At 65.3% G+C, this 26,803-nt stretch carries 24 protein-coding genes; 16 read left to right on the forward strand and 8 right to left on the reverse strand.

The window, feature by feature from the left end:
* Positions 1-227 precede the first annotated feature (227 nt).
* The 3 genes from G9465_RS10620 (at position 228) to G9465_RS10630 (ending at position 3,192) form a co-directional block, all read left to right on the forward strand.
* Positions 228-1,058, forward strand: coding sequence for an MBL fold metallo-hydrolase (locus G9465_RS10620; RefSeq protein ID WP_166969753.1), 831 nt, complete (start codon positions 228-230; stop codon positions 1,056-1,058).
* An 82-nt stretch (positions 1,059-1,140) separates the two neighbouring features.
* On the forward strand, positions 1,141-2,256 hold the full coding sequence (locus tag G9465_RS10625) for a hypothetical protein (RefSeq protein ID WP_166969755.1): 1,116 nt from the start codon (positions 1,141-1,143) through the stop codon (positions 2,254-2,256).
* Between the two features lie 39 nt (positions 2,257-2,295).
* Positions 2,296-3,192: a hypothetical protein gene (locus G9465_RS10630; RefSeq protein WP_166969757.1), complete on the forward strand. Its 897-nt coding sequence runs from the start codon at positions 2,296-2,298 to the stop codon at positions 3,190-3,192.
* Positions 3,193-3,209: 17 nt separating this feature from the next.
* On the opposite strand, the gene G9465_RS10635 is transcribed toward G9465_RS10630, so the two are convergent.
* Positions 3,210-3,806: an ArsR family transcriptional regulator gene (locus G9465_RS10635; protein WP_166969759.1), complete on the reverse strand. Its 597-nt coding sequence runs from the start codon at positions 3,804-3,806 to the stop codon at positions 3,210-3,212.
* 309 nt (positions 3,807-4,115) lie between these two features.
* Between G9465_RS10635 and G9465_RS10640 the strand changes: the two genes are divergently transcribed.
* From G9465_RS10640 to G9465_RS10650, 3 genes are all read left to right on the forward strand, one after another.
* Positions 4,116-4,640, forward strand: coding sequence for a hypothetical protein (locus G9465_RS10640; protein ID WP_166969761.1), 525 nt, complete (start codon positions 4,116-4,118; stop codon positions 4,638-4,640).
* A 350-nt stretch (positions 4,641-4,990) separates the two neighbouring features.
* Positions 4,991-5,557, forward strand: a complete 567-nt coding sequence (locus G9465_RS10645; protein WP_166969763.1) for a metal-dependent hydrolase — start codon at positions 4,991-4,993, stop codon at positions 5,555-5,557.
* Positions 5,558-5,654: 97 nt separating this feature from the next.
* Entirely contained in the window at positions 5,655-6,005 is a 351-nt protein-coding gene (locus tag G9465_RS10650; RefSeq protein WP_166969765.1) for a HalOD1 output domain-containing protein, read from the forward strand.
* A 55-nt stretch (positions 6,006-6,060) separates the two neighbouring features.
* Here the strand turns inward: G9465_RS10650 and G9465_RS10655 are convergent, their stop codons facing one another.
* The gene (locus G9465_RS10655; RefSeq protein ID WP_166969767.1) at positions 6,061-8,196 is read right to left on the reverse strand and encodes a pre-peptidase C-terminal domain-containing protein; all 2,136 of its coding nucleotides are present in this window, start codon (positions 8,194-8,196) and stop codon (positions 6,061-6,063) included.
* A gap of 171 nt (positions 8,197-8,367) precedes the next feature.
* Between G9465_RS10655 and G9465_RS10660 the strand changes: the two genes are divergently transcribed.
* Positions 8,368-8,751 carry a DUF5658 family protein gene (locus G9465_RS10660; RefSeq protein WP_166969769.1) on the forward strand — a complete coding sequence of 128 codons (384 nt, stop codon included), beginning with the start codon at positions 8,368-8,370 and terminating at the stop codon, positions 8,749-8,751.
* Between the two features lies 1 nt (position 8,752).
* Here the strand turns inward: G9465_RS10660 and G9465_RS10665 are convergent, their stop codons facing one another.
* Positions 8,753-9,283, reverse strand: coding sequence for an HTH domain-containing protein (locus G9465_RS10665; protein ID WP_166969771.1), 531 nt, complete (start codon positions 9,281-9,283; stop codon positions 8,753-8,755).
* 559 nt (positions 9,284-9,842) lie between these two features.
* Between G9465_RS10665 and G9465_RS10670 the strand changes: the two genes are divergently transcribed.
* On the forward strand, positions 9,843-10,205 hold the full coding sequence (locus tag G9465_RS10670) for a hypothetical protein (protein WP_166969773.1): 363 nt from the start codon (positions 9,843-9,845) through the stop codon (positions 10,203-10,205).
* A gap of 10 nt (positions 10,206-10,215) precedes the next feature.
* On the opposite strand, the gene G9465_RS10675 is transcribed toward G9465_RS10670, so the two are convergent.
* Positions 10,216-11,217, reverse strand: a complete 1,002-nt coding sequence (locus G9465_RS10675; protein ID WP_166969775.1) for a GNAT family N-acetyltransferase — start codon at positions 11,215-11,217, stop codon at positions 10,216-10,218.
* 264 nt (positions 11,218-11,481) lie between these two features.
* Here G9465_RS10675 and G9465_RS10680 point away from each other — a divergent pair, with 264 nt between their 5' ends.
* Positions 11,482-12,486: a DUF1616 domain-containing protein gene (locus tag G9465_RS10680; protein WP_166969777.1), complete on the forward strand. Its 1,005-nt coding sequence runs from the start codon at positions 11,482-11,484 to the stop codon at positions 12,484-12,486.
* A gap of 177 nt (positions 12,487-12,663) precedes the next feature.
* Entirely contained in the window at positions 12,664-12,873 is a 210-nt protein-coding gene (locus G9465_RS10685) for a hypothetical protein (RefSeq protein ID WP_166969779.1), read from the forward strand.
* A gap of 193 nt (positions 12,874-13,066) precedes the next feature.
* Here the strand turns inward: G9465_RS10685 and G9465_RS10690 are convergent, their stop codons facing one another.
* Both G9465_RS10690 and G9465_RS10695 read right to left on the reverse strand, forming a co-directional pair.
* On the reverse strand, positions 13,067-16,078 hold the full coding sequence (locus G9465_RS10690) for a PKD domain-containing protein (RefSeq protein WP_166969781.1): 3,012 nt from the start codon (positions 16,076-16,078) through the stop codon (positions 13,067-13,069).
* A gap of 92 nt (positions 16,079-16,170) precedes the next feature.
* Positions 16,171-17,280 (reverse strand): Gfo/Idh/MocA family protein, encoded by a 1,110-nt coding sequence (locus tag G9465_RS10695; RefSeq protein WP_166969783.1) that lies wholly within the window; start codon positions 17,278-17,280, stop codon positions 16,171-16,173.
* Between the two features lie 233 nt (positions 17,281-17,513).
* On the opposite strand from G9465_RS10695, the gene G9465_RS10700 reads away from it, so the two are divergent.
* Positions 17,514-18,557 (forward strand): glycosyltransferase family 2 protein, encoded by a 1,044-nt coding sequence (locus G9465_RS10700; RefSeq protein ID WP_166973006.1) that lies wholly within the window; start codon positions 17,514-17,516, stop codon positions 18,555-18,557.
* Between the two features lie 65 nt (positions 18,558-18,622).
* A complete protein-coding gene (locus G9465_RS10705) occupies positions 18,623-20,050 on the forward strand; it encodes a hypothetical protein (RefSeq protein WP_166969785.1) in 1,428 nt (475 codons plus the stop codon).
* A 12-nt stretch (positions 20,051-20,062) separates the two neighbouring features.
* Here G9465_RS10705 and G9465_RS10710 read toward each other — a convergent pair whose 3' ends face one another.
* Entirely contained in the window at positions 20,063-21,673 is a 1,611-nt protein-coding gene (locus G9465_RS10710; RefSeq protein WP_166969787.1) for an alkaline phosphatase family protein, read from the reverse strand.
* Between the two features lie 281 nt (positions 21,674-21,954).
* On the opposite strand from G9465_RS10710, the gene G9465_RS10715 reads away from it, so the two are divergent.
* The 4 genes from G9465_RS10715 to aglF all read left to right on the forward strand — a co-directional run bounded on the left by G9465_RS10715 (position 21,955) and on the right by aglF (position 25,783).
* Positions 21,955-23,790 (forward strand): right-handed parallel beta-helix repeat-containing protein, encoded by a 1,836-nt coding sequence (locus tag G9465_RS10715; protein ID WP_166969789.1) that lies wholly within the window; start codon positions 21,955-21,957, stop codon positions 23,788-23,790.
* Between the two features lie 2 nt (positions 23,791-23,792).
* Positions 23,793-23,990: a hypothetical protein gene (locus G9465_RS10720; RefSeq protein WP_166969792.1), complete on the forward strand. Its 198-nt coding sequence runs from the start codon at positions 23,793-23,795 to the stop codon at positions 23,988-23,990.
* Positions 23,991-24,066: 76 nt separating this feature from the next.
* Complete coding sequence (locus G9465_RS10725) at positions 24,067-24,939, forward strand: 3-keto-5-aminohexanoate cleavage protein (RefSeq protein ID WP_166969794.1); 873 nt, start codon at positions 24,067-24,069, stop codon at positions 24,937-24,939.
* 64 nt (positions 24,940-25,003) lie between these two features.
* Positions 25,004-25,783 (forward strand): UTP--glucose-1-phosphate uridylyltransferase AglF, encoded by a 780-nt coding sequence (gene aglF / locus G9465_RS10730; RefSeq protein WP_166969796.1) that lies wholly within the window; start codon positions 25,004-25,006, stop codon positions 25,781-25,783.
* Positions 25,784-25,815: 32 nt separating this feature from the next.
* Here aglF and G9465_RS10735 read toward each other — a convergent pair whose 3' ends face one another.
* Complete coding sequence (locus G9465_RS10735; protein WP_166969798.1) at positions 25,816-26,775, reverse strand: polysaccharide deacetylase family protein; 960 nt, start codon at positions 26,773-26,775, stop codon at positions 25,816-25,818.
* Between the last annotated feature and the right edge of the window lie 28 nt (positions 26,776-26,803).

The raw sequence follows: 26,803 nt of genomic DNA on the forward strand, positions 1-26,803 counted from the left end.
CGCTATCGACTATCGTCTCTCCGTCGGAAGCGCACACGCGGACGTCTGTCGCACCTAACACAGCTCTACCCGACTGGTCGAGTCGGTCTGTGTGTGAACTGCGCTCCAATCGGCCGTTCCGCCGCGACGCTCGTCGCGCGTCTCGTCACCACCGTCTGTGACGACCGTATCGAGCGGTTCCGCGACGGTCCGTAACGACTTAGCCACGTCCACTCACAGTCCGAACTATGACGGTCGATTCAGACTGGGACGATTGGCTCTTGCGCGCTGTCGAAGACGCCGACCCGGACGGACTGGCTATCTGGTATCTGGGCTGTAACGGTTTCGTTCTCAAGACGAGCGGCGACACGACGGTGTTCATCGACCCGTACCTCGGTATCGGCGACCCGCCGCGGACCGTGCGGATGGTGCCGGTCCCGTTCGAACCGAGCGAAGTGCAGGAAGCCGACGCCGTCCTCGGCACGCACGAACACACCGACCACGTCCACGGGCCGTCACAGGCCCCTATCCTCGCCAGCACCGGCGCGGACTACTACACTACAGACAGCGGCCACGACGTCGTCAGCGACGAGGCGTGGCTGGAGAACTGGTCGGTCACCGACGACCAACTCAACGAGGTCACGGAGGGCGACACTGTCGAGATAGGCGACCTCACGATCCACGTCGAACCGGCCAACGACCCCGACGCCGAGCACCCCGTCTCGTACGTCTTCGAGCACGAGTCGGGAACGTTCTTCCACGGTGGCGACGCGCGACCCGGCGACTTCGAGGCGGTCGGTGAGGCCTACGACATCGACCTCGGCGTCCTCGCGTTCGGAACCGTCGGGATGATTCCCGACAGCGACACCGGCGAGCCAAAGCGAACCAAGTGGTACAACGACGAGAACATGATAATCGAGGCCGCCAACGAACTCCAGTTAGACACACTACTGCCGAGTCACTGGGACATGTGGAAAGGGATGACGACCGAACCGACCGTCCTCCACAACCACGCCGCCAGCTTCGAGTACCCGCGTTCGCTGGAGATCGTCGAAATCGGCGACCGCGTGGACCTCTGAGCAGAACCGCAGTAGTGTTACGTTTCAGTCAAGTAGGACAGACGAAGTACCTTTAATACTGGCGGGGTATGGAGTGACATACATGAGCGATTCGCAAGCTTACAAAGAGGTTACCGTCGCCTCGGATGGAGTGACCGTTACCAAACGGTTCGAGGCTGACGAGTTCCCGGTACCCGCGATAGCGTTCAACGTCCGGTCACAGCGCTCGGAGCCAGTCACGCTCCGTCTGGTCGACGCCGTCCCGGAGGACGTCGCCGTCGAAGATCTCGGGTTCCACCCCGAGTACGGGTCCGAATACTGGGACATCAACGACGACCGCATCGCGTTCGAGAAGGAGATAGAACCCGACGCCGACTACACGACAGTCTACGGCATCCGAGCCACCGGGACCGAAGACGTCGAGAAGTTCCTCACGGAACCGGAAATCGAGACGGTCGACCCACCCCTCGACGACGACGCTGACATCGTCGGCAGCGGTGACGACGCCGTAAAGGACGTCATCGCCGGCGACAGCGACAGCGTGCCGGGTCTGGAGGACGACGCCGACGACGACATCGAGACGCTAGACCTCAAAGACCCCAACGGCCCCGGCGGCGAGGGCAGGGACACGGACGGCGTCGAACAGGTGGACGTCGACGTAGAGACCGGCAACGTCATCGCGGCGATGGCAAACGAGATTCGCCAGAACAACGTCTCGGCCGAGGACGTGAAACTGTTGAAGCGAGCGCTCGACGCCGTCTCCGAGGACGATGACGACGACGCTGCCGGTGGGGTCAACGAGGCCCGTATCAAGCGCATCCAGTCCGACATCTCCGACCTGCGAGCCTACACCGACGCGCTGGAGGAGTTCCTCGAAGAAAACGGCACCGGCGACGAGATGATCGAGGACTTCAGCGAGCGTCTGGACGCCTTCGAGACCGAACTGGCGACCTTCGAGGACGACATCCGGAGCGCGAAGTCCGCGGCGGAGACGGCAACGGAGGAGGTGCAGGTGGTCGAAGAGACCGTCGACTCGATGGACGAAGAGCTAGACGAGATGGAGTCTCACCTCGGCGACCTCGAAGCCGAAATCGACGACGTTCGCGAGGAACTCGGCGACGGCGAAATCGACGAGCGCCTCTCCGATCTGGAGGGCGAAATCGAGGACCTCAAGGAGTGGCGCGAACAGCTTTCGTCGGTCATCGGCGGCGGCAACTAATCGAACTGGTTTTATCCGTCCCGCCAGTGGACATCCCTAATGACGACGACCAGAGTGGCCGTTCCCCGGAAGGGGCGGCCCCTCGAGGCGGTGTTGGAACGCCTCGCCGCCCGAACCGGGACGACCGAACTGGCGGACGACATCATCTCGACCCTACGCTACGAGAAAGCGATTACCAAAGGCAATCAGACCGCCGATGCCGACGTCTACCATCGTCTCGCCGAGTACTCCAGTCTCGACGACCCACACCGGCCGGAGTACACCCTCCTTCGCGACGACAGGGATGGAATGCCCCGTCGCGTCGTCTTCGACAGCGTCACCGTGCCGACCGACCACGGCGACGTCCAGTTGATAGGGCGGGAAGAGCCGTTCCGCGCGCTCCGTACCCACGAGTTCGCCCTCGGGTTCGACAGCGCAGACCTCGTCCTAGAGGAGGTCGTGCAACTCCGTGGCGACGCGCTGACGAGTATCGAGGAGATCAACGACCGTATCGATCCGCTGGACACCGACGTTCGCGTGGTCACGGGCCTCGGAGACACGGTGTACCACACCCTGCTCGCGACGCCGGACGTCGTCGACGCACAGGACCGCCCGCTCGGACGGGAGTTCGTCCGCAACTACGACGGCGAGTTCTGTATCTCGCCCCGGTACGAGCGACTCGTCGAGGCCGTCCTCGGGACGGCGGCGTTAGACGGCATCACGTTCACGTACCCCGAAAACGGCAACGAGGAGGAAGCCGACATCGCGGCCACCGGCATCGGTGTCTACCTGACCGTCACGGGGTCGACGGCGCGAGACCACGACCTCGAACTGGGTGAGCGGTTGTTCCCCAGCGAGACCGTACTCCTAGAGAACGCGCGCGAACGCGACGCGATGACCGATGCCGTCGGCGACTTGTTCGCCGAACCCGAAGAGACGGCGCTCCAGTCGGTCTGAGTATCCCATCGCCTTTTCTAGCTGCTGTCACAGGCCCAGTAGAGGGCCGTACAGGCACCGACGGCGATGAGCACGGCCACGGTAATCGGTGCCGACGACGCCGACGGTAGGAGCGTCACCTGTGCGGCGAGCAGGGCAGCCCCCGTGAGTGCGATAGCAGCGTAGTACCGATACCACGCTCTCGTCCCGTCCGCTTCACCGTCCACGTATCGGAGGACGTCGTCGCCGGCCGAGCCCAGCGAGACAGTCGCCGCCTCGCGGTCGAACTCGACGATACCGAGGTCGTCCATCTTCGGGAGGTGACTCTGATGCAGTGAGACGTACACCCGCTTGCGCTGTCGCTCTCTGAGCGCATCTGGCGTCGTGTCGTTCTCCCAGGCAGCGACCTGTTCGGCTAGTAAACTAACGGTCACCTCCGTGTCAGGCTGGAGAACTCGCAGCGCTGCGCGGCGCCGGTCGTTACGGAGGACGTCGAATATCACCCCGTCTCCCAACGAGGACTGCGGGTCTGTAGCTGTTCTGTCGCCGTTACAGAACGTTCGGAGAAACCCACTGTCGTCTGTCCGTGGCTCGTCCGTGTCATCGTCTCGGCGGCCGTTTTGCTGGTTTCTCACGAGTTCTCTCAGTACCGGGGGAGTGGTCGAGGTGGTCGGTATAGATGCTGTCGCATTCGTAACCTGACAGCCGACGTATATAGTTCTTTCCCGTTTGCTTACCGTTTCAGTCGCTGAAATCGCACCGATCTGTGACGGCTAGCTCCAAAGCGATGAACTATCGTTCAATGCCCCGCCGAAGGCAGTAATCTCTCCTGTCTCGGGGGTAACGACGCTGTAACAAATGTGTATCCGACTTTCGGTACGGCCGTGTCGTCTTCGACGGCAGCTAGATGAACCGTCTACTCACCAACCGCGGCGACGGATGCGATGGAACAAAACAATACCGAACTCTCACGCGACCGTGTCTTCGACATCCTCAGTAGCCCTCGCCGTCGATACGTCCTGTACTTTCTCAGGACCGAACCGAATCCGATCCAGTTGACCGACCTCGCCGAACACGTCGCCGCCTGGGAGAACGACACGACGGTCGAGGAACTCTCGACACAGCAGCGCAAGCGCGTGTACGTGTCTTTGTACCAGACGCATCTTCCCAAACTGGCCGACGCCGGCCTCGTCAACTACGACGACGAGTCCGGCGACGTGTCGATAGCTCGCAAGGCGAGCGAGATAGATCCGTACCTCGGCGACCACCACGAGGAACCGACGTGGTATCTGTACTATCTCGGACTCGCCGTACTGAGTACGCTCCTCATCGTCGCCTCCGCGCTCGGTTTGGGAATCGGACAAGGGGTAGTCGCGGTGGTCGTCGTCGGCGCCTTCGTCGCACTGACTGCGATACACGCAGTATACCGATGGCGTCAGCGACCCCCACCGTCGGAGTTCAGCGAGTGACCCTCCCCCGCGACTACTCTTCCCCTTCGGGGAGCAGTTGCTCCGGTTTTCGCAGGTACGTCGGTGTGTTCGCGAACTCGACCATCCGTTCCAACTCCTGGTCCGTGATATGTCGGGACATCACATACACGACCTTCCCCTATTCGGGGTTAGTAATTGAGCCCATAGCTCCGAGAATGACGTTTATACTACCGGCAACGCTGGGGTCGATAGCGACGCGAGCCTCGAATCAGAACCGCCGGACGACGAGCGACCACGAACGGATACGGACAGCATAACAATACGGAGCAGGGCCCGAGCCACGGCCGTGAGACAGACCAGCGCAGTCGTCGTGGGGAGTGTCTAGCCCGATGTGGCCCTGGGAACATCTCGCCGTCGGTTACCTCCTCTACTCGCTGTTAGTGCGGGCTACCGGTCGGTCGCGGCCACGGGGGCGTGACGTCCTCGCGGTCGGCCTCGGCTCTCAGTTTCCCGACCTCGTCGATAAGCCACTCGGCTGGGGAACGACGCTGTTGCCATCGGGAACGTCGCTCGCACACTCGTTGTTGTTCGCGATTCCCATCGCGACGCTCGTCGTCCTCGTCGCTCGGTACCGCCGGTCGTCGACGGGCACCGCCTTCGCGGTCGCCTATCTCGCACACATCCCTAGCGACGTGCTTTACCCGGTCGTGCTGGGAGAGGAACTGCGGATCGGGTTCCTGCTCTGGCCGCTCGTCCCGGTCGACCCGATGCCACCGACGAATATCGTCGCCCGCGTGAGCGAACTGTTCACCGACTTCCTCGGCGTCGTCTCGACGCAGGCGGGGCTCAGATTCCTCTTTCTCGAAGCGTTCCTGCTCGGTGCGACGCTCTTGCTCTGGCACGCGGACGGCCTCCCGGGACTGGAACTGCTCCGCCCGTCACCCACTGACCGGTGACTCCCTCGGAGACGGCTGAGGGCGTCCGTTCGCGCTGCTGCTAGACAGTTGTCTGACGAAGACTTTAATACTGCTATCTCGTTAACATTCTTAGCAGATGGCTCATCAGGGTGGCCCCCACTCGACCGAAGCACAGGTAGACGACCAGCCAGCCGACGGCTCGAACGCGACCGAGCAGCGCCTTTCGTACGACCCGAAGACGGACTCGTACAGAACGACGTTTTCGCCAGCGGAGACGTCGACGAGTATCGCGATCGTGGACGCTCTGACCGACGTCCGGCACTGTTCGACGGCTGACCTCGAACCGCTCTATGACACGTTGGACACCGACGCGCTCGACGCGCTCGTCGAGTCCGCGGAGTCGTCCGTGCAGGTCCGCTTCTCGCTGGACGGGTTCGGCGTCCTCGTCTCCAGTACGGGTCGCATCGAAGTGACACCGCCCGAGTGAGCGCAAGACCGCTCGAAACACATCTCAAAAGAGGGGGCGACCCTGCTCTGCCCGCTTAGGCTCGTCGTCTGGCGGCCGTCAGGAGCGCGATGGTCACGGCCAGTAGCGCGGCGAGGACGCCGAACCCTGCGCCGCTCCCGCCGGTCGTCGTCGCTTCGGTCGCCGCTTCGCTGGTCGTCACCTCGGCTTCCGTCGTCACGGCCTCGACCGTGAGCGTGCCCACGGACGTGCCGCCCACGCCGACGTCGTGCGTCCCGGCCGCCGGGGACAGCGATGCGGAGACGGTTCGTTCACCACCTGCCGGCACCGAAACCGTCCGCTCGGTCACCGTGTTCCCGTCGACGGTTATCGGGACGGTTCGTTCGACCGCGGCAGAGCCGTCGTTCCGTAGCGTCGCGCTGACGGTCACCGTCTCGTCGGCGCTGATGGCCGTCTTCGAGAGGGACCCAGTCGTACTGACCGGGTCGACCGTTCCCACGGCTATCGTCGAGAACGTCGTCGTCTGGGCGCGGTAGGTGACGGTATCGGCCGCCGAGGCCACGCGCGTCGTGTGCAGCGGTATCCAGGAACTCGACGCCTCGTCGTATCGGTAGAGGACGACGCTCGCCTCGGGCGTGTCACCGAGGGCGGTCCGGTCGACGGCGAGAGTCACGGTCCCGTTCTGGACGGGCGACTGGGTGGTGTTCCCGGCGGTCTGGAGCGAGGGACTGAGGACGAAGCCATGTGCTACCGTCACGCCGTTGGCCGGCGGGCCGCCGGCAGAGAGGTTCTGCGTCCGAACGGCTTCGAGCCACAGCGTCCCGGACCCGGCCGAATCGATTGAGACCGACCGGAGCGTCGCGTCAGTGCTCGTCGTATCGAAGGTGAACTGAACCGCCTCGCCGGTGGTCGCGTTCGGCTCGAATCCGACCTGCGTGTCGTTGCTGATGGCGACGGTGTTGCCCTCGGGGGCGGTCGGCGGAACGGCCGTCAGCGTCTCTGCGGACTCGTTGTCCAGCGACACTTGGAACTGTCCGGTTCGGTCGAGTGTCACCTCGGTCGTTATCGTTCGCATCTGATAGGGTTCGACCGTTCCGTTGAGTCGCGCCACGGTCTGTCCGTCAACGACCACCGGTCGGTCGAAGGTCCCCGTCTTGTCGCCGTAGTTCGCGACGGAGACGGTGTACTCGACCGACGACCCCAGCGTCGCCGACGTTCGGTTGAGACCCGAATCGAGGATTTCGATGGTGGACTCGGCCGGCTCGGTCTGTCCGTGGCTGGTCCCGGCGTGCTGGTCGTCCCCGTCGTCGGTGCTCGACGCCGTCGAGTTGTTGCTGGCGTTCTCCTCGCTCTCGGTGTCGGTCTCGTTTTCGGTGACGTTCGTGACGTCTTCGGCGGTCAGTACGTACGAGAACTGGTCGTTGGAATCGCCGGTGGCGACGACGACGGTGTGCGGTAAGTCGTTACCGAACGTGTACTGGATGGTGGCGTCACGCCCGGAGTATGGTGCGACCTCCTCGGCGGCGATCTTCCCGTTTGGCGCGATGATATACAGGGCAGAGTCCTCGGAGGAGGACAGCGACAATTCGACTTCCTGTCCGACGGTTCCGTCGATTTGGACCGTTTCGTACCGGCCGTTGTACTGGTAGCTCTCGTCGTTCGTCTCGTCGACGGTACCGGCGACGGTGTCACCGACGGTCATCTCTAGGTCCTCGCTCTCTTCGAGTTGGTCCAGCGAGAGGAGGTACTCGAAGTGGTCCTCGGAGAAGTGACTGGTCACCTGTATCGTGTAGGTGCCGTCCGACGGGAGACGGTGCGTTATCTGTGAGTTGTTGCCCTCTCCGCCGTCCTCGTTGTGGGCCAGTTGTTGGCCGTCCGGACCCACGAGGACGAGCGCGGTGTCCGTGGGCGCAAAGACCTGTACGTCGACGAGGTCGCCGGCCTCGCCCTCGAAGGAGACTGGCTCGTAGTAGAAGTCTCCGGTGTGGCTGTTCTCCGTGGGGTTCGACCGTATCGGGTCGACGCTGTCGACTGCACCGGACACCGTCTCGCCGTACGCGATTTCTCGGGTGTCGTCCGTCGCCGGTGCTGAGGCGATGACACCCACCCCTCCGATCGGACCGGCGACGGCGACGAGGACGGCCACCACTACGGCGACCAGACGGACACCCCGCCGTCGACGGACCGTGTTCTGCTGTGTCTGTTCGGGCATCACTGCGAGAGGTGACTAGACTATGGTATAGTTACCCGCTCTGTACGAGGGGGCTGCGGCCCGAGCACCGGTCAGCACTGCTCGTACCGCCGATTCGTGACATAGGCGTGGATTTCTGGCGGTAATTCCGTCCTTACCTCCGGCATCCTGTCGGTTATCCAGTTCGTTACCATGGTCTGTGGACCGCTGGTCTCACGAGTGGCGTCCGATTTCACTGCAGAGGTGGCGTTCGTCGGGGAGAGCGGCCCCAGCTACGATCACTTACTCTGGGGCGTGGTCGTCGTCGCCGCCGCGGCCGACGTCCTCCTGACGCTCGTCGGCGTATCGATGTGTTTCAGCGAAGCCAACCCGGTGGCACGCGCGGCGATGGACGCAGCGGGCGGCGTCGGGTTACTGGGGTTGAAACTCGCCGCGCTCGGGGCTCTGTTCGTCGTCTACCGACTGGTCCGACCGGCCTATCGACGGGCGGCGCTGACGGCGTTCTCGCTCCCACAACTGTTCGCAGTCGGGCACAACAGCCTGTTGCTCGTCCAGTACGGCCCGGCCTGTCTCTGAGTCAGGTCGACTCGTCTGCGAGCGCGCGCGATGACACTGACGACTCGCGGGTCCGTTCGAGGGCCGCGACGGCGTCTTCGGGCGTGTACGCGACGCCGTCGATCAGACACGGGAAGACGGCGACGAGTTCTCGTTCCGCATAGAGCGCCAGGCACCGACACGGCGGCACGATACGCCGGAACGACTCGTCGGCGAAACTGGACGTGACTTTGGTGATTCGAAAGAACGGCGAGATGGAGATACCGCGCTTGGCCGCGAGCGCGTAGAACTCACCGATAGTCGAGACGATACGTTTCCCGCTGCCGATGCTCGCGAGTAAACTCCCCGTACAGATGCTGTCACCCCAGACCAGTAGATCCAGCTCCTCTAACGTCCCCTCCTCTACGAGTCCCGAGAGCCGCTCGACGAGCGCGTCTTGCTGTTGCTTGCTGCCAACAGGCGCCAGCGAATGGACGAACACTTCGGCGCTCAGTGTCACCTCTCTGGAAGGCAGTAGTTCCTCGAGGGGGAGCGCGGACTCACCTGAACTCATGTATATCACGTAGCGATGCCCGGAGTGACGTATTAAATACACAGGACGTTTTTTACTCATAAGACCGCCCTACAGCGCTTGTATCACGGAATAACGTCGAATAAGGGTCGCGTTGGGGGAGAGCGGACAGCGCAGCCGGGACGACGCGGCCGCCGTCTCGTGTGGCCTGAGTGGGGGTGGGGTGGGTGAGTTGGCAAGGGATGGACCGGTGTGGGCCAGTACGCGCAGGTGTTCGCTCTCCCCGCGTCAAGCGGGACGGCGTGGCCGTGTATTGTTATTCCGTGGTTATCGGCGGTAGGCAGTGCGCTCGACGGTTCGCGTCCGGGCGTTCCGTTCGTCGGATTCCCCCGTGTATCGACCGAGCGGTACAGTGAAGGAAGTTCATAACTACCTGCGTGACAACTAGTTGACTGGTGTGATGTTCGCATTGAAACGGTTCCTGGTTATCAGCATCGTCATCCTCACGGTTGGTCTGGCTTACCGGACCCTGCGGTCCGGCCACGACGAGCAATGAGCGGCGGCGTGCGGCGGCCCTCGACCACGCGTCCGTCACGCATCCATGACGAGTGAGGACGATACGTCCCCCATGGCCGACGCCGACAGCGATACCGGCCTGCTACCGGACGCCGAGTGTATCGACCTGCTCTCGTCGAACCGACGGCGGATACTGCTCCGGGCGCTCTGTGACGCCGAGGAGCGGGAGCACTCGCTGGAGGCGCTGGCGGCGACCGTCGCACAGACGGAGCAGGGGACGGACCTCGGAGACGTCGCGACCCACCGCATCTGCGTCTCACTCCACCACGTCCACCTCCCGAGACTCGACGACACCGACGTCCTCGACTACGATCGAGAGACAAACACCGTCCGGTTCTACGGCAGCGACCGTATCGAGACGTGGTTAGCGACCATGCGCGACGACTAGAGCGACTGTCTCACTTGAGCCGTCGGTAGAGCCGCGCCACCGTCCCGAACCCGGGGGCACTCCGCTCCAGGGAGTGATACCGGGTCAGCGTCGGGGCGAACTTCGACTTGTACCGGGAGAGCCGCGGGTTGTTCGCCCCGACGAGGTCGTACGCCACGACGTCCCGCTCGGCCGCATCGCGGATGATGTACCAGTGCAGCAGATCGTTGACGTCGTACTCGAGATCTGTCTTGACGGTCCCCTGCCAGCCGTAGGCTCGCTGACCGTCGTCGAGGACGAGGCTCCCGCCGACGAACACGCCATCGATGGTACAGACGTACGGCCGGAGGTAGCCCTCCGGAAGCGCCTCGTAGAGGTCCTCGACGAGTTCGACGGTCACAGGGAATCGGAGGTCCTGCTCCGCGTGGCGGTTACGAACCTGCGCGATGATACTCCGGGCGGCCGCCTGTCCGGACTCCGAGACCGAACAGGCGTCTTCGGCCTCCCTGACGTTCGAGCGGGCGTCGCGACTGAATCGGTCGAACAGCGCCTCCGGACCGGTTTCGAGGTCGACCACGTAGGTAAAGCGCGGCGTCTCCTCGAACATCTCCCAGTCGAACGGTCGCGTATCGGGCGTCGTGATCGACGTCCGGACGTGGACGTATCGCGGTGCGTGTGTTCGGTATAGCCAGTCGAGACACCGCTCGACGAACCGGCGGCGGCGGCGCTCGACCGTGTTGGACTTCATCGCGGGACTGGTCAGGATGACCGGGCCGAGGTAGCTCACCTTGAGGTCGGGCGGTGGCGAGAACGCCGTCGTTATCGGGCCCTTCTGGATGGTGAACAGGGGGAATAGACCGACGGGTTCCTCGCCTTTGTACCCTATCAGGGGGTGTAACTCCGCGTCGGCGTGGTCGGCGAACACTTCGAGCGCCTCGAAGCGGTGAAACGGCGTGCGTTCGTCCGCCTGTTCGAGTGTGTCGTTCCAGACGTCGCTGTCGCTCGCAGCGAGCGTGATTATGTCCATGCTCATACGTCCATCCCTCTTCGTGAACCCCCGTTCTGGAGACCGGTAGACGCCAACATCGCTCGCTTCGTACTGACGACCCCGGGGGGTAAGTTATACCCGTCCTACCTGTTCACGGAATCACGTCGCCCGCGGGTGTCCGAGACCGCCACGTCGGCGGTACGAACGCCATAACAAAGCGATGTAACCGGATAGCCCGTATCGAACAATGTCTGGGGCGAGCGTTCTGGCAATCCGTGAGTGGACGACAGACCGGCGGAGGTCCGCGGCGTGAGCGTCACCGAGACCGCTCGCCGTCTGGCGGCGTCCACACTCGACGTGGTCCCGGTCGACCTCATAGCCGTACTTACGTACGTCGTCTTCGCCAGCGCGACGGTGACTATCGGCGTCGGCGGGACGGTGGTCGGCTTTCTGATCGGGTCCGTCCTCGTGTTCTTCGCGCCGGGGTACGCCGTGGTCGCTGCCCTGTTTCCCCGCAGGCCACAGAACCGGGACGCTGGCGAGGGCGCTATCGGCCTCTCGCTGACCGCGGCACACGACGGCGTCCTCGCGCGTGAGCGACTGGCGCTTGCGTTCGGCGTCAGCGTGGCGCTGATTCCGCTGATGGCCGTCACGCTCGGGGCGCTAGGTGTCAGACTGACGACGGAGTCGGTGCTCGCGACGGTGTGGGTCGTCGTCGGAGTCGGTGTGGTCGTCGGGACTGCTCGCCGCCTCGCCGTCCCGTCCCACGAGCGGTTCGATCCGCTCGCGATCGCCCGACAGACCGGGACCGAACGGTTTCTCGGCGGCGACGCTGTGACCCGGGCGCTGACCGTCTGTCTCTGTGTCGCCGTGGTTGCCGCACTCGGGTCGCTCACCGTCGCGCTGGCCGGCCCGACGCAGTCGATGTCCTACACCAGCGCGTCGCTACTGACCGAGTCACAGTCCGGCGAGTACGTCGCCGGCGGCTACCCGACGAACGGCACCGTCGGCGAGTCACAACCGCTCGTCGTCGAGGTGACCAACCACCACGACAGCGCGGCCACCTACACTATCGTCGCGAAGCTACAGCGCGTCGACGGCGGGACGGTACTGGCGAGCGAGACGTTACGCCAGCAATCACAGCGCGTCGCCGTGAACGAGACGTGGACGTACGACCACACCGTCACGCCGACGATGGCCGGTCAGGACCTCCGATTGGTGTACTACGTCGTCCGCGGACCGATGCCGGAGACCGTCGACGACGGGTCTGCCGACAAGGTCCTCTATCTGCGACTCGACGTCGCGCCGCAGTGACCGGCACCGTCGGAGCCGATTCCATTCGATAACCCTCAGATAGTGTGGCTGTCCGGCACTGTGGGACCCGTCTGCACCGGACAGCACACACGCATCGCCCTTTCTACAGGTTTTGGGATGGGCGAGTGCGCTCGTCGCGAGCGGTCTACGGTCTAGTCGGTAGCTTTCACGGGATGTGTGCCACCCGAGTCGAACGCGACCCGTGAGCCATCCACCGACGGAACAGCGGTGGACGTGACGGTCACCGACACCACCTCGACGGACCAGTCGGTCAGCGCCACCGTGTCGGCTGACTCGTCAGTAGTCGTCGAGGAAACGATGACACTCTCGTCTGGCGAATCGGCAGTCGTCGCAGCAGGCGTCAGGCGACGGGGACGTCCGAACTGAGCGTCGAGAGCAACCGCATGCGGACCACGGCGTCACTAACTATCGGCGCGTACGCCGTCGAAAACGGTCGCAACTCTCGTGTGTCGGGTCGACCCGGCGACGGACTATCGCTGTGTCTCAGTGAGCGTGGTCGTTCGATTGCCCACCCACACTTCGACAGCGCCGAGTGAGCGAACCGCCGACCGACCTCGTCTCAGAGCTGTCGACTGAGGACGGCGATACTGCCCGCGACGAGCCCGATACTACCGAGTGCGAGGAGACCCAACAGGAGCGGGGACGTCGACCCGCCGCCGCCCGCGCCGGTGTCGACCCACGACTCGGTCTGGGCGGTCTTCGCTTCGCCGTCGACGGTCACCGACGCGTTCTGTCCGTTGACACCGACGGTGTACTGACCGGGATGTTCGATTCGCTGCTCGAAGGTGACCGTCTTCGTCTCGCCGGGCGCGACGGTCACGGACTGCCGGTCGACCACCTCTCCGAAGACGACGAAGGAGGCGTTCTCGGTGCCGGTGACAGTCCCGTCGTTACGGAACGTCGCACGCACTTGCACGGACTCCCCGGTGCCGACCGTCTCGCGTTCGACGTCGACCGATGGGGGGCCGATGTCGGCTCTCGCCGGCGCGACGTCGACTGTCGTCTGGAGGCCGGCGACGGTGAGTCGCTGCTGTCCGGCCCTCGTCGGGACGACGGTGAACGTGAGGCGTCCGGTCTCGCCCGCTCGAATCGTCACGCGCTCGGAGGCGACGACGCGGCCGCCGAGGACGGTGGTCACCGTCTCGGACCCGTCCCGGTGCCCGTTGTTGGACAGCGTCACCGAGACGTTTACCGACTGGTTCACGACCGGAGACTCGGCGATGGCGAGGTCGGTGCCGACGACCTGCGCTGTCGGGAGACCGACGGCCAGCGGTTCCTCCGGGCCGGCAGTCGCGTTGATGACGACGGTCGAGTCGTTCCGGACCAGCGTCGTCTCGGCCGTCTCCCACCCGGACCCGTTCCACGTCGCGACGGCGAGCGAGTCGACCGACCCACCGCGGTTTCTGACCGCCTCCCGGTCGATAGCTAACTGGTAGGTGACCGAGGACGGGGCGGGCCCCGACGCGACGCTCGGTCCGAGCGCCAGCATCGTCTCGTCGCTCCCGGGGGGCGGCCCGTCGCTGCCGTTCCACTCGTCGGTCACCGCCACCGCACTCCCCGATTCCACGTCGGCCAGCGCGATGCGCTGGACCCTCACCGAACCGCTTCCGAGCGTCCCGTCGTCGAGGCCAACACCGACGACGTCGGCGTCGACGTTGCTCTCGACGGTGACGGTGTTCCCGTCGCTGCTCGCCGTCGCGGCCGGTTCGTCCTCGTCGGGCTCAGGCGGCGGAGCGGCCCCCGCTCCGCCTCCGCCGCTGTCGCTGCCGCCGCCGCCACCACTGCCCCCGCCACCGCTCTGTGAAGCGCGCTCGACGGTCACTTGCGCGCTGTCCGTCGCCGTCACGTTCGTGCTGTCGGTGACCGTCAGGCGGATGGTCCGGTCGCCGGCGGTATCGAACGTCGCCGTCAGCGAGGGGGTCGTGGTCACGTTCTCGGCGGTGCCGTCGCCGTTCAGGTCCCACTCGTAGGTTGCCCCGCCGCGAGGCACCGTCGAGTTCGAGGCGTCGAAGGTGACCGCAGTATCGACGCGTGCGGTCGCGGGCGCGTCGAGTCTGGCGACCGGGTCGTTGCTCGCGTTGCGCTGGACCGTGAGAGTCGCGTTCGCGCTATCGTTCCGGCCGATGGCGTCGACCATCGTCACGCGGACGGTCCGGTTGCCGATAGTGGCAAACGAGGTGGTCAGCGAGGGGGTCGTGGTCACGTTCTCGGCGGTGCCGTCGCCGTTCAGGTCCCACTCGTAGGTTGCCCCGCCGCGGGGCACCGTCGAGTTCGAAGCGTCGAAGGTGACTTCCTGGTTCACCGTCGCCGTCGCCGGCCCGTCGATGGCCGCCGTCGGGTCGTTGCTCTCGTTCGCCTCGACTTCGATCGTCGCGTTCGCGCTGTCAGTCTGGCCCAGCGTATCGACGGCTGTGACAGCGACCGTCTGGTTCCCGACCGTGTCGAACGTCGTCTCCGTTCTGGCCGCCGTCGTCGTCCGGTCGACCGTGCCGTCGCCGTCCACGTCCCACCGATACTCGCTGATGCCCGTGTCGTCGGTGGAGTTGCTGGCGTCGAGGACGACCGTCTCGTTCGGCGTGGCCGTCGCCGGTGCGTCGAGTCTGGCGTCCGGTGGGCTGTCGTCGACGATTTCGATGGTCACGTTCGCCGTGCCGGAGCGACCGAACCGGTTGCTGACAGTCAGCGTGACGGTGAACGTCCCCGTCTGGTTGTACGTGTGCGTCGTCGTGACGCCCGTCGCACTCGTGTTGTCGCCGAACGTCCAGTTGTACTCCGCGGACGGGCCGACCGTGGAGTTCCCGCCGTCGAACTGCACCGTCTCGCCGCTACTCACCGTCGTCGCGTTCGCCTCCACGGCCGCGTCGAGACAGGTCCCCGCCTGCACCTCGACTGGACTGTCTTTGTCGAGCGCCACGAGTTCCTCGTCCGGCCCGCTCCTGACGCGCCAGTCGAGGGGGTCGTACGGCCAGTCCCGCTCCTGTGCGGCGTAGCTCTCCTCGCCGAAGGCCGGGTCGATACGGATGGCCGTCTCGTTCAGGTGCCCGAGGCCGACCATCGCCGCCCCGTCGGTCCGGTTTTCCGCCCACATCCAGTCTATCTGACTGCTCGTGTCCCCGTGAACGAAGTTGTCGTCGCGCCCGTCGTAGGTGTCGTCCTCGACGGGCCAGGACGCCTGTTCCGGGACGTTCGTTATGTTCATCGACACCGACCCGTTGCCGGTACCGTCGTTGCGTGCGTCGTGGAGGAAGAGCAGGCTGTCGCCGTTGGTCCCACGGTAGACGTAGAACTGGCTTACCTGTGACACCTGCCGGTCGTCGGTCCCGTGGGAACTGTAGTCCGTCCCGTTGCCACCGCGGTAGTCGTAGTACGACGACACGTTCTCCGAGGCGTCCCCGACGATGGTAAGCGGGATACATTGCTCACCCTGCACGACGCTGTAGGCGGTCGGCCTGTCGTCGACGTTCTCGACGTTTCCCGCGGCCGAGCCGACCGGTCCTAAGGGACCGATACTGGCGCCGACGACGAGCAGTACCAGAGCGATACTCCTGACTGCGAGTGTCTCCCGTTCCATGATGGTCCGACGGGCTGGTGCCCGACTGAGTATGGCCGGGTTTCAGAAGAGTACGGCTTTGTTATGGAGTACCGTCTTTCAGTAACGGTCACTTACAGCGAATCAGTGTTCAGTTGAATCTGCTCGCCGGCGTCCGGTCGCGCCGCGGCCCGTCGTATCTCCTCCATGATGCGGAGCGTCCACGTCCCTTCGGACACGGGGACCGGCATCGGGTCGCCATTGTGAATCGCCCTGGCCTCGACGTCGAACTGGTAGTAGTGCGAGTCGAGGTCGCGTTCTGCCGCCCAGTCGTCGGTGAGGGTCCGGCGGGCGACCGCGACGACGTTCTCCAGCGTCCCCTCGATGCGCCCGAGGACGTGGTCGACGTTGGTGAGCGCACGGGCCTTCGTGGAGGCTTCGTAGTCCCGGTCGAGGACCGTCACCGTCTGGGAGACGATGTCGACGAGGAGACTGCCGCGTTCGCCGTGGATGCGGACGGACTTGTGTGGGACATCGCTCGCCAGTATGGTGGCGTTACAGAGGACGTCAGTCTCGCTGGTGTACTGGAACTGGACGCTGTCGTAGTCGAACCCCTGCTCGTACTCCCGTGTGAGTGCGGTCTGGGCCTGAATCGCGTCTTCGGCGACCGGGTAGCCGCCGAGTTTCAGTACGATGTAGATCGGGTGTGGCAGCCCCTCCTCGAACTCGCCGCCGGGGAGGTCGAACGCCCACGCACCCCGGCGCACGTCGTCGGGATACGTCTCGCCCGTATAGAGGATGTTCACCGACCGAACGTCGCCGATAGCCCCGCCGTCGATGAGGCGAGACGCCTTCCGGACCGCGGGGGCGAAGTTGTGGTTGTGGACGACCGATACCGGGACGTCTTGCTCGTCGGCGAGCGCCTCCAGTTCTTCCGCCTCGACGGCAGACGTCGTCACGGGTTTCTCTATCTGGACTGCGATGCCGTCCTCGATGGCCATTCGTGCCAGATCGAGATGCGTCTGGACGGGCGTACAGAGGTGAATCCAGTCGAGATCCTCGCGGGCGAGCATCCCCTCGAAGTCGGCGAAGGCGCCGATGTCGTACTCGGTCGCTTTCGCTCGGGCGCGGGACTCGTCTACATCACAGATCGCGACCAGATTCGTCAGTGGACACTTCTGGAGGCCAGAGAGGTGTACGTCGGACACCATGCCGCCGCCGACGACCGCACTGTTCAGCGTCATCGTCACATCCCCTCGCTGCTGTCGGTATTGTTATAGGCGCTGTGTGCCGCGGTACGCGCCTGCTACTGCCGTCGACACGACCACGCTACCGGACACCGACGGCGGTCTCCTGTCGACGCCCGTCGCGCCGGCCGAACGCGTGACACAAGCCGAGCATAACAATGGACGAGACAGCACCAGTTTCCGGCGAGAATGGGTCCCGAAAGTCCGCGGCGAGTCGGAGCGTGGTGACGATGTACCGTGACGCAACCGTCGCCGTCGTAGTGCCGGCGTACAACGAAGAAGGCTTCGTCGGCGAGACGATAGCGACCATCCCCGGCTACGTCGACCGGATATACGCCGTCGAGGACGGGTCGACCGACGGTACCTGGGAGGAGATATGCCGGACAGCAGAGCGAATCAACGCTGCGAGCGCCTCCAGAAACGGCTTCTCTCGTCGGGTCGTTCCCATCAGGCACGACGCCAACCGTGGCGTCGGTGGCGCGATAAAGACCGGGTACCTCGCCGCCCGCGAGGACGGCATCGACGTGACTGCGGTCATGGGCGGGGACGCACAGATGCAACCGGAACTGCTCGAAGGCGTCATCCGTCCGGTCGTCGAGGGCGAGGCCGACTACGTCAAGGGGAACCGACTCCTGAACGAGGCCCATCAGAGCGGGATGCCCCGCTTTCGCTACGTCGGCAACCGCATCCTCACGTGGCTGACTCGCATCGCGAGCGGCTACTGGACTATTGGCGACCCGCAGAACGGCTACACCGCCATCTCGCTGCACGCCCTCGAGGAGGCCGGTATCGAGGACATGTACGAGTACTACGGCTACTGCAACGACCTCCTCGTCAGGTTGAACGTCGCGGGCCTCCGGGTCGTCGACGTTCCGCGGCCGGCGAACTACGGGGACGAGGAGAGCCACATCGCCTATCGCTCGTACATCCCGAAGGTGTCGGGGATGCTCCTGCGGAACTACCTCTGGCGCCTGCGGACCAAACACCTCTACGAGGGGCCGTACTCGATGCTCGCGCTGTTTGCCGCCGCGGCGACGACCGTCCTCGGCGGCGTCGTCGATACGATACGGAGCGACCGGTCTCTCCTCGAAGCGCTGCCGCGGCTGCTCGGGTCGCTACTCGTCGGCACCGTCTTCCTCGTCGGGGCGCTGTTAGTGGACCGCGACTACGAACAGCATCTCGATGACCGCCTCGACCCGTCCGTCACCGAGAGCCCGCCGACCGACGGCGAGGCGTCTTCGGCCCCTGTCTCGACCGCTGTCGGCGACGACTGAGAGAAACGAGGGCTTACCCGGGATACAGTCACCATAACAATTCGATACTCGCCGTCAGGGACGGTATGTCAAGGGAGTGGACGCGCCGTCGGCTACTCGCTCGGCTGGGAACCGCGGGGCTGCTCGGCGCCCTCGCCGGCTGTCCGCGCGAGGACGGCGAGCCGAGGACAGAGACGCCGACAGCAGAGACGCCGCGGCCGACCACCGCCGATACGGCAGTTTCGTACGAGACGCCGACGTCGGCCGACCCGGTAACGTCGACGCCCGAACCAGCGGACTACGAGCAGGTCGTCGACGTCGTCGAGGAAGGTGCCGACCCGACGGGGTCCGTCTCTATCCACTCGACGCTCCAGTCGATAGACGCCGACCACACGCTGGTCCGGTTCCCGCCCGGCGAGTACCTGCTGGACGAACACTGGTACGTCGATGAGTTCCACCAGTTGGGCATCGTCGGCCCGGAGGCGACCATCACCACCGTCCCGAACTTCGGCGGGCCGCTGTTCGGACTGGGTCGCAGCGGAGACGCCACCGATCTCGCCGTCGAGGGGTTGACGTTCGACTTCCGACAGGGGAACACCGGGCCACGACCGCTCCATCTGACCGTCGCCGACGGCCTGTACGTCTCGGACGTCTCCGTGCGTGGCGAGTTCGATATGAACCAGGACGGGATGCGGTTCGGCGTCACGGACCCCGACGGGACAGGCGTCATCCGACGGCTCAGTATGCCGGACGGCGGTGCCCCGCAGTACCGGAACACCGGCTGTTACGTCGGCGAGGACCATCGCGGCCACCTCCGGTTCGAAGACTGCGTCGTTAGCAGGTTCCCGGACAACGGCCTCTACGCCTCCCCCGCGAGGGGGCGCGTCGACGTCGTCGGCGGTCACTACGAGAACAGTGGTATCTCGAACGTCCGGGTGAGCGGCCCGGCGACCGTCAGGGGCGTGACCGTCCGCTGTACCGAGGCCCGTCGCGGCGTCCAGAACATGCGCGGCATCCGCCTCCGCGAGGGAGCGGACGTCCTCGTTGATGGCTGTCGCGTCGTGATGGACCGAGTGACGGGCAGCGACGGTGCCATCACCTGCGCCAACTGGCTCGAATCGGCCACGATTCGGAACACCCACGTCACCGTCCGGGCCGACGGCGTCCGGGCGCTCTGGGCGAAAGCACCGAAGAACGGCAGCAGCGCACAGCGTCGATTCCCGTTGCAGATTCGGAACCTCACCGTCGACGGGTCCGCCGCCGGGAACACGGCGGTCATGATACACGAACGGGACGGGACGCTCCTCGACGGTCTCTGTGTCTGCCAGACCGGACGGGGGCGGAACGGTGTCACCGTCGTCCAGTCGGCCGGCTCCGCCCTCCGTCGGTCGTCCATCACCGTCACGGGGACGCCACTGGTGACCGAACGGGCACAACTCGACCGGCGTGACCTCCGCCTCCAGTCGCTCGAGAATCCCAGCCGCGTGAGTACCGGCGCGTGTGACTGTTCGTGACCGCGGCGGTGGTCACTCTCCGTCCGAGAGATAGCCGAGGTTGGCGAGTCGGTCGGCCACGTCGTGGTCGTCCCGAACCCGTCGCTCCGTCGTCTCGTAGTCGGGGTACTGCTCGACCGGTGTCGGGTCGACTATCGGGAGGGGGGTCCCGTCCATCCGCTCGTCCCGCGGGACCCCGAACGTACTCAGGACTGTCGGTGCCACGTCGAACAGGTGTGCGTCAGCGAGCGACGCCGACGTATCGACGGCCGGGCCCGTCGCGGCGAGGACGCCGTCGCGTTTGTGGTTCCACGGCTCTCGCGGCGTCCCGAACCACTCGCCGAGCAGGGAGCCGTTGAGGAAGTTCTCGAACGCCCGGGGGACGACCAGCACGTCCGGCGCGTCCTCGACGTAGGGCCCGTCGAAGACGGCCTCTCTGGGGAGCACCTCCTCGAAGACCGGGTTCCCGTCGGGGTCTTCGAGGGTCGCGAGTCGATCGATGACGTCGCGGCGCGTCGACTCGTACGCGTCTGGCTGGACGACGCCATCGGGTTCGCGGCCGGCGAGATTGAGACGCACGCCCAGTTCGATGCGGTCGCGCATGTACGCCTGCGAGGCCCGGAAGTCGACTTGCTCCGTCCCCGCTCTGACGGCGTCGGTCGGTGCGATTCGAGCGACGACCTCGGCGAGGCCCAGCGGTTCGAGGACGGCCTCGACGCGCTGACTCGTCACGCCGGCGCGAGCGAGGAGGCCCACGCCTCGTTCCAACAGGCCGGGGTCGGGCGTCCCGCCGCTCTCACCCTGCTGGAGGCGGCGGCGGGCGATGGCGTCCCACGATGGCATCCCCTCTCCGCCAGTCGTCGTCTCCAGCAGGTTCCAGTCCCGTAAGCACTCGTTAACGCGGATTTCGTGCCCGTCGTAGGGGCCGATGCCGTGGTCGCTGACCACGAGTACGTTGTCCGGGGCCGCCGCGTCGAGGGCCGTCGCCACGGCGTCGTCGACGGCCCCGAACACGCACTCGACGGCCTCGGTGTCCTCCGGTCGGCGGTGGAACACCGTGTCGGTCTGCTGGAATTCCAGAAAGCCGAAGTCGGGGTCGAATCGGTCGATGAGGTAGGCGAAGGCGTCGCCTCTGGTCTTCGCGTGGGCGGCCACGTCCGCCAGTTCGGCCTCGCCCGGCGTGTCCATCGGTCCGTAGACGGTGTACGATCCGATGGCTTCACGCACGTCGTCGAGGACTCCCTCGGGGTGGCCCGGCGGGTCCTCCGGGGAGACGTAACCCGGGATTACCGCCCCCTCGACTGCGCTCGCGGGGGCTGTCACCGGGACGTTCACGACGACGCTGCTGTGCCCGTGGTGGTCGAGCAGCTCCCAGAGCGCGTGGGCGCGAACGTCCGTCGCGTCCACGACGTCGTGGTCGTAGCCGTCGAAGCGGAGGAAGCCGTAGACGCCGTGTTTCCCGGGGTTGACGCCGGTGTACAGCGACGGCCACGCGCTCGGCGTCCACGGCGGGAGTTGCGAGGTCAGGGGACCGCTGGCGCTCTCCTCGAAGAGTCCCGAAAGCGTCGGCGTTACGTCCGCCTCGAACAGCGGGTCGAGTACGGAGCGACAAGTCCCATCCAACCCCAACAGCAGTGTCCGCATCGTGGCCGACTCTCGCGGCTGCGGGCTTTGTTATCTGAGCCTTACCGCCACCGAGCCACGGTATGTGATTCCTAGACACACGTTACTCAAGAGTAGATTCATCTTATCGAACTATTTCTTCGCGTGTTCCGCAACGACCTGAATTAACGGTTCTCTACGAGGAACCAACTACGGGTGGTAAGGAGGCCGAACGTAATTGGTGAGTATTCTCGGGTAAGTAGGAGTACCCTACGCAGCAGGTGGTCAGAACACCTTTTCAGGTAGGTTGTGCCTGCCGAGATATGGCAGGAAGCCACGACGACGACACAGCCGAGAAAGGACATCGTACGAATCGCCGCACATTCATGAAGACCGTCGGCGTCGCCGCGACGGCTGCCGTCGGGAGTACGGCGGTCACCGGTGCGTTCGCGGCCGATACGACCGTCGACCTCGCCGACGAAGGCCTGCAGAACGGGGAGCTTATCGACCCCTATCTGGAGGAGTTCTTCGTCGACGGGAACGAAGTGCTGATTCCGGCCGGCGAGTACGAATACACGGGTGACGGCCTCGGCGGCGACGTCGCCAACGCCGCGCTCGTCGGGTCCACCGACGGCGTCACCTTCAACCGCCCGGACGACCCCGAGACGACAGTTAGGCCCACCATACGGGCGACGAGCGGGACCGTCCGCGTCGAGAACATCACCATCCGCGGCAAGCGCGGCGAGGAGCAGTCCCGCTGGCGCGTCGGCGCCGACGAGGGTGCGACGATGGAAGTCGTCAACGTCAACGTCCCCGACGGCACCGTCGAGAACTCGGACTCGACCGGCGTCTACGCCGGGTCCGACCACGCCGGGACCCTCCTCATAAAGGCCTGCTACTTCGCGCAACTCGGTAACGTCGCCTGCTACGTCTCTGACCCCTACACGGGTGGCAACGGGACGGTAATCGTCGAAGACTGCGTCTTCCGGAACACCAACTCGGCCGGCGTGCGCTTCGCGCCGGGCGACAGCGTCGTCCGCGGCTGTTACTTCGAAGCGACCGAGGAGGCGCCCTCCGAGACCGGCGGCGGCGTCGCACAGCGAGGCATCAAAATCGACGACGCGGGCCAGAGCGTCGTCATCGAGGACTGTGACTTCAACTGGAGCGACATCGGCGGTCCCTGCATCGACTTCCACGAGCGCGGGGAGGGTGGCTCCGGCGTCGTCCGGAACTGCCGCATCACGAACGAGGGCGACAACGAACCGTTCGACACGGAGTGGGGCGTCTCGGGCAACTGGACCGGCGAGAACATCCAACTCACAGGCAGCGGTCCGACGGACGTGCCCGACGGGTTCGAGGCCGTCACCGGGAGTGAGGCCACGCCCGCGAATACGGACTACGCCATCTGGACGCCCGTCGGCGGCGAATCCGCGAGCACGACGGTCGATAGCGAATCGACGACGAGTACGGAGACCGAGACGGCGACCACTACGGAGACGAGTACCGAGAACTCGACCGAGGAGAGCACGGAGACCGAAACGGCTACTCCCGAACCCACGGAGACGGCGACGCCCGAACCCACGGAGACCGAAACGGCGACGCCCGAACCCACGGAGACCGAAACGGCGACGCCCGAACCCACGGAGACCGAAACGGCGACGCCCGAACCCACGGAGACGGCGACGCCCGAACCCACGGAGACCGAAACGGCCACTCCCAAACCTACAGAGACCGCCACTCCCGAACCAACTGAGACCGCTACGTCCGAATCCACCGAGACGAGTACCACGGACAGCACCGAGGCAGCCAGTCAGCAGCGAAGCCAGTCGTCGTCCAACGCGAGCGACTCGCGAAGCGACACCGGCACCGAGAAGTCCTCGGCTCCGGAGGGATACCCCAACCGCATCGAGATAGACGGGACCGGCGACGCCGAGGAAGCGGCCACCTACACGTTCTCCGTCACCGGCGACGTCGTCGTCGACGAGGAGCGGACGAAAGTCGTCAACAGCGGAACGGCGGCCGACGAGAGAGAAGACAGCATCGGTTGCAGAGTCGTCGCCGGACACGTCGGTAACGGCGTCGATGCCTACTACTACAGCGGACGCCTCCGCGACGTCGACGTGCAGGGCGACGGTGAACTGTACATCTACCACGGCTGATCATGTTCTCGAACAACGAGTGGGACGACGTCCCGACGACCCGACCCCACGAGAACTTAGACTACGAGATGGAGGAACTCACCGTCATCCAGTCGGAGACTGACGAGAAGTACGTCTTCCTGCCCGCAGAGGAGTCCCATCTGCTGGAGGATGCGTTCATCGTCGCAAGCGCCGACGCCCTCGTGGAATTGCGCGAATGAGGCCGAATTAAAGAACTCCATAACTATCCACCGGAAGGTGGTGTGCTCACACACACCACTATAGGTGTGGGTGACGATGACATACGACGACTACATTCGCGGCCACGAGACGATACTCGGTGTCGCGCCGACGGGCTACCGGTATTCGACAGACGTGAACGACTCGCTTCCAGTCACACCCGAGGACGTCGCAGAACAGGTGTACGAATCCGCCTCGTTCGGCGCGACGCTGGCCCACCTCCACGGGCGTGGCGCAGACGGCAACCCGTCCCCGTCACGGCTACCGGCGTTTGGCTCGGCGGTCAGAGACCTCTGTCAGGACGACGTGCTCGTCGAGTACGCCGTCGAACCGGCGTGTTCGGCGGGCGACTTCCTCACAATCATAGACGAGGGGCCGGCACCGGATTTGGCGTCCGTCCGGGTCGGTCCGGCGCAGTACGGCTACCGCGACGGCTCCGAGACGTCCCGTCGTGACGTCGACAGACTCGTCGAGGAACTGGTGAAACGCGACATCCGACCGAACCTGCTGGTGACCAACGGCCGCGACCTGCAGGAGGTCTTCCGACTGCTTGAGCAGTCCGCCCTCGACGACCCACCGGTCCTGACGCTGTTGTTCGGGGCGGGGGGCGGGACCGTCGCGACGCCGATGACCGTCATCTCGCTGCTGGATGCGGCCCCCGAGCGGGCGACGTGCCTCGTGCGGGCGACCGGCCCGAACCAGTATCCGCTGACGGCCATGGCGTTCTTCCTCGGGGCCCACCCCGTCGTCGGGATGGAGGACAACCTCTTTGTCGCCCCGGAGACGCCGGTCGAACGCAACGCCCAACTCGTCAGGCAGGCCGCCGAACGGACACGTTACTCGCTCCGCGACGTCGCCACCCCGTCGGCGGCCCGCCAACTGCTCGGACTCCCCAGCCTCGAGACGGGAGACAACGACATCGAGGCCTGAAAACGCCGCTTACCGGGTGAAGGCACACCATACCTTTCTCTCGGGACCCCGCCTCCCCGGTACGATGGACGCTGTGATACTGGCTGCCGGTCAGGGAACGCGGCTCCGCCCGCTCACCGAGGACAAACCGAAGGGGATGGTCGAAGTCGCGGGCAAGCCCATCCTCACGCACTGCTTCGAACAGTTACTGGCCCTCGGTGCCGAGGAACTGTACGTCGTGGTCGGCTACAAGAAGCAAGCCATCATCGATTACTACGAAGACGAGTTCGAGGGCGTGCCAATCACGTACACCCACCAGCGCGAACAGAACGGCCTCGCGAAGGCCCTCCTCACGGTCGAGGAACACGTCGACGACGACTTCATGCTGCTGCTGGGGGACAACATCTTCGAGGCTAACCTCTGTGACGTGATAACGCGCCAGCGCGAGGACCGGGCCGACGCCGCCTTCCTCGTCGAGGAAGTGCCGTGGGAGGAAGCCAGCAGGTACGGCGTCTGTGACACCAACAAGTACGGCGAGATAACCGAAGTCGTCGAGAAACCCGAGGACCCTCCCTCCAATCTCGTGATGACCGGCTTCTACACCCTTACGCCGGCTATCTTCCACGCTTGCCACCTCGTCCAGCCTTCGAACCGCGGCGAGTACGAGATCAGCGACGCCATCGACCTCCTGCTTCACTCCGGCCGGACCATCGACGCCATCCGCATGGACGGCTGGCGCGTCGACGTGGGGTATCCCGAGGACCGCGACGAGGCCGAACAGCGGTTACAGGAGGACGCGGTCCCCGCAGAAGGGGGGTCGGTAGACGAGGACTCGGCGTCGGTAGCGCAGTCCGGGAGCGAGTGAGCGAGCCGTCGCAACGTCGCGTATTCGATGTACTACGACGTGTTACCGTCGGCGACGGGCGGCGATTCGGCCCGTAACGTCCGCCGCGCGACGTCGGACATCGTCTCGACAGTGAGGTCGGCGGACTCACGTGTCCGGTCGAGGTAATCGAGTATCGCACGGAGGCGGACGACGTCGCTCTCCTCGGTGACGTTGTTCGGGTGTAACCAGAGGTGACAGACGCCATCTTTTCTCGCCGCGGCGTCGATACCGAGGCGAGCCTGCTTGACGACTGGGTCGCCGACCGTCGCGGAGAACACCTGTCGGGCGACTCCCTCGAACTCGAAGAGGTACATCGACGCCGGGACGTTCACGAGGCCGTACTCGTCGACGGTCGGGGTCACGAGCGGCGGCGGGTCCTCGACCACCGTCGCCCGCGCCAGCTTTCGAGCGGCGCCGACGACGGGTCCGTCGACGCCGGGCGAGGGTGCCGTCCCACGATAGGCGGTGAATCCGGCGTTCGCGAGGGCGTCCCGATGGCCGACTCGGTTGCGCGGGAACACGAAGGAGTGTAACGAGACGCCGGCGGCCTCGGCGGCCTCGACGGCCCGCCGACACTCCGCGTCGGCGAGTTCCGGCGTCGCGTAGTCGGCGCCGAACAGCACGTGCGAGTAGGTGTGACAGCCCACCTCGTGGTCGACCGGTCCCTCGACGAGCAGGCGAATCAGGTCCGGCGCGAAACGGAGTTCTTCGGGCATCGGATCCGGGTCCCGCTCGTGTTCGAACCACCCCGGCGGCGACGGGTGACCGACGTGGGCTCCGTTACACGACTCCTCGAACAGGTGGCCGACGACGGCCCACGTCGCCGGGACGTCGAACTCCTCGAACAGGTCGACGAGGCGCTGCCAGCCCCAGCGTGCCCGCTCGATACGTTCTATCGGACGGTCCTCGGCCGGATAGTCGTGGAAGCCCCAGCCGAGTTCCGCATCGACGGAGACGACGACAGTTCCCATTTGTTCCCGAGTGGCGGTCACCCACCTT

Origin of the sequence: Haloarcula sp. JP-L23, assembly GCF_011602445.1 — an archaeon.
GTDB classification, from domain to species: domain Archaea; phylum Halobacteriota; class Halobacteria; order Halobacteriales; family Haloarculaceae; genus Haloarcula; species Haloarcula pellucida.

Bases quoted from the DNA above. Each gene is read 5' to 3' on its own strand.
- G9465_RS10720 (WP_166969792.1), top strand. From the start codon at position 23,793: ATGTTCTCGAACAACGAGTGGGACGACGTCCCGACGACCCGACCCCAC.
- G9465_RS10665 (WP_166969771.1), bottom strand. From the start codon at position 9,283: ATGAGTTCAGGTGAGTCCGCGCTCCCCCTCGAGGAACTACTGCCTTCC.
- G9465_RS10660 (WP_166969769.1), top strand. From the start codon at position 8,368: ATGGTCTGTGGACCGCTGGTCTCACGAGTGGCGTCCGATTTCACTGCA.
- G9465_RS10705 (WP_166969785.1), top strand. From the start codon at position 18,623: ATGTCAAGGGAGTGGACGCGCCGTCGGCTACTCGCTCGGCTGGGAACC.
- G9465_RS10735 (WP_166969798.1), bottom strand. From the start codon at position 26,775: ATGGGAACTGTCGTCGTCTCCGTCGATGCGGAACTCGGCTGGGGCTTC.
- G9465_RS10655 (WP_166969767.1), bottom strand. From the start codon at position 8,196: ATGCCCGAACAGACACAGCAGAACACGGTCCGTCGACGGCGGGGTGTC.
- G9465_RS10625 (WP_166969755.1), top strand. From the start codon at position 1,141: ATGAGCGATTCGCAAGCTTACAAAGAGGTTACCGTCGCCTCGGATGGA.
- G9465_RS10630 (WP_166969757.1), top strand. From the start codon at position 2,296: ATGACGACGACCAGAGTGGCCGTTCCCCGGAAGGGGCGGCCCCTCGAG.
- G9465_RS10715 (WP_166969789.1), top strand. From the start codon at position 21,955: ATGGCAGGAAGCCACGACGACGACACAGCCGAGAAAGGACATCGTACG.
- G9465_RS10675 (WP_166969775.1), bottom strand. From the start codon at position 11,217: ATGAGCATGGACATAATCACGCTCGCTGCGAGCGACAGCGACGTCTGG.
- G9465_RS10700 (WP_166973006.1), top strand. From the start codon at position 17,514: ATGTACCGTGACGCAACCGTCGCCGTCGTAGTGCCGGCGTACAACGAA.
- G9465_RS10620 (WP_166969753.1), top strand. From the start codon at position 228: ATGACGGTCGATTCAGACTGGGACGATTGGCTCTTGCGCGCTGTCGAA.
- G9465_RS10695 (WP_166969783.1), bottom strand. From the start codon at position 17,280: ATGACGCTGAACAGTGCGGTCGTCGGCGGCGGCATGGTGTCCGACGTA.
- G9465_RS10710 (WP_166969787.1), bottom strand. From the start codon at position 21,673: ATGCGGACACTGCTGTTGGGGTTGGATGGGACTTGTCGCTCCGTACTC.
- G9465_RS10640 (WP_166969761.1), top strand. From the start codon at position 4,116: ATGGAACAAAACAATACCGAACTCTCACGCGACCGTGTCTTCGACATC.
- G9465_RS10645 (WP_166969763.1), top strand. From the start codon at position 4,991: ATGTGGCCCTGGGAACATCTCGCCGTCGGTTACCTCCTCTACTCGCTG.
- G9465_RS10670 (WP_166969773.1), top strand. From the start codon at position 9,843: ATGACGAGTGAGGACGATACGTCCCCCATGGCCGACGCCGACAGCGAT.
- G9465_RS10690 (WP_166969781.1), bottom strand. From the start codon at position 16,078: ATGGAACGGGAGACACTCGCAGTCAGGAGTATCGCTCTGGTACTGCTC.
- G9465_RS10650 (WP_166969765.1), top strand. From the start codon at position 5,655: ATGGCTCATCAGGGTGGCCCCCACTCGACCGAAGCACAGGTAGACGAC.
- G9465_RS10725 (WP_166969794.1), top strand. From the start codon at position 24,067: ATGACATACGACGACTACATTCGCGGCCACGAGACGATACTCGGTGTC.
- aglF (WP_166969796.1), top strand. From the start codon at position 25,004: ATGGACGCTGTGATACTGGCTGCCGGTCAGGGAACGCGGCTCCGCCCG.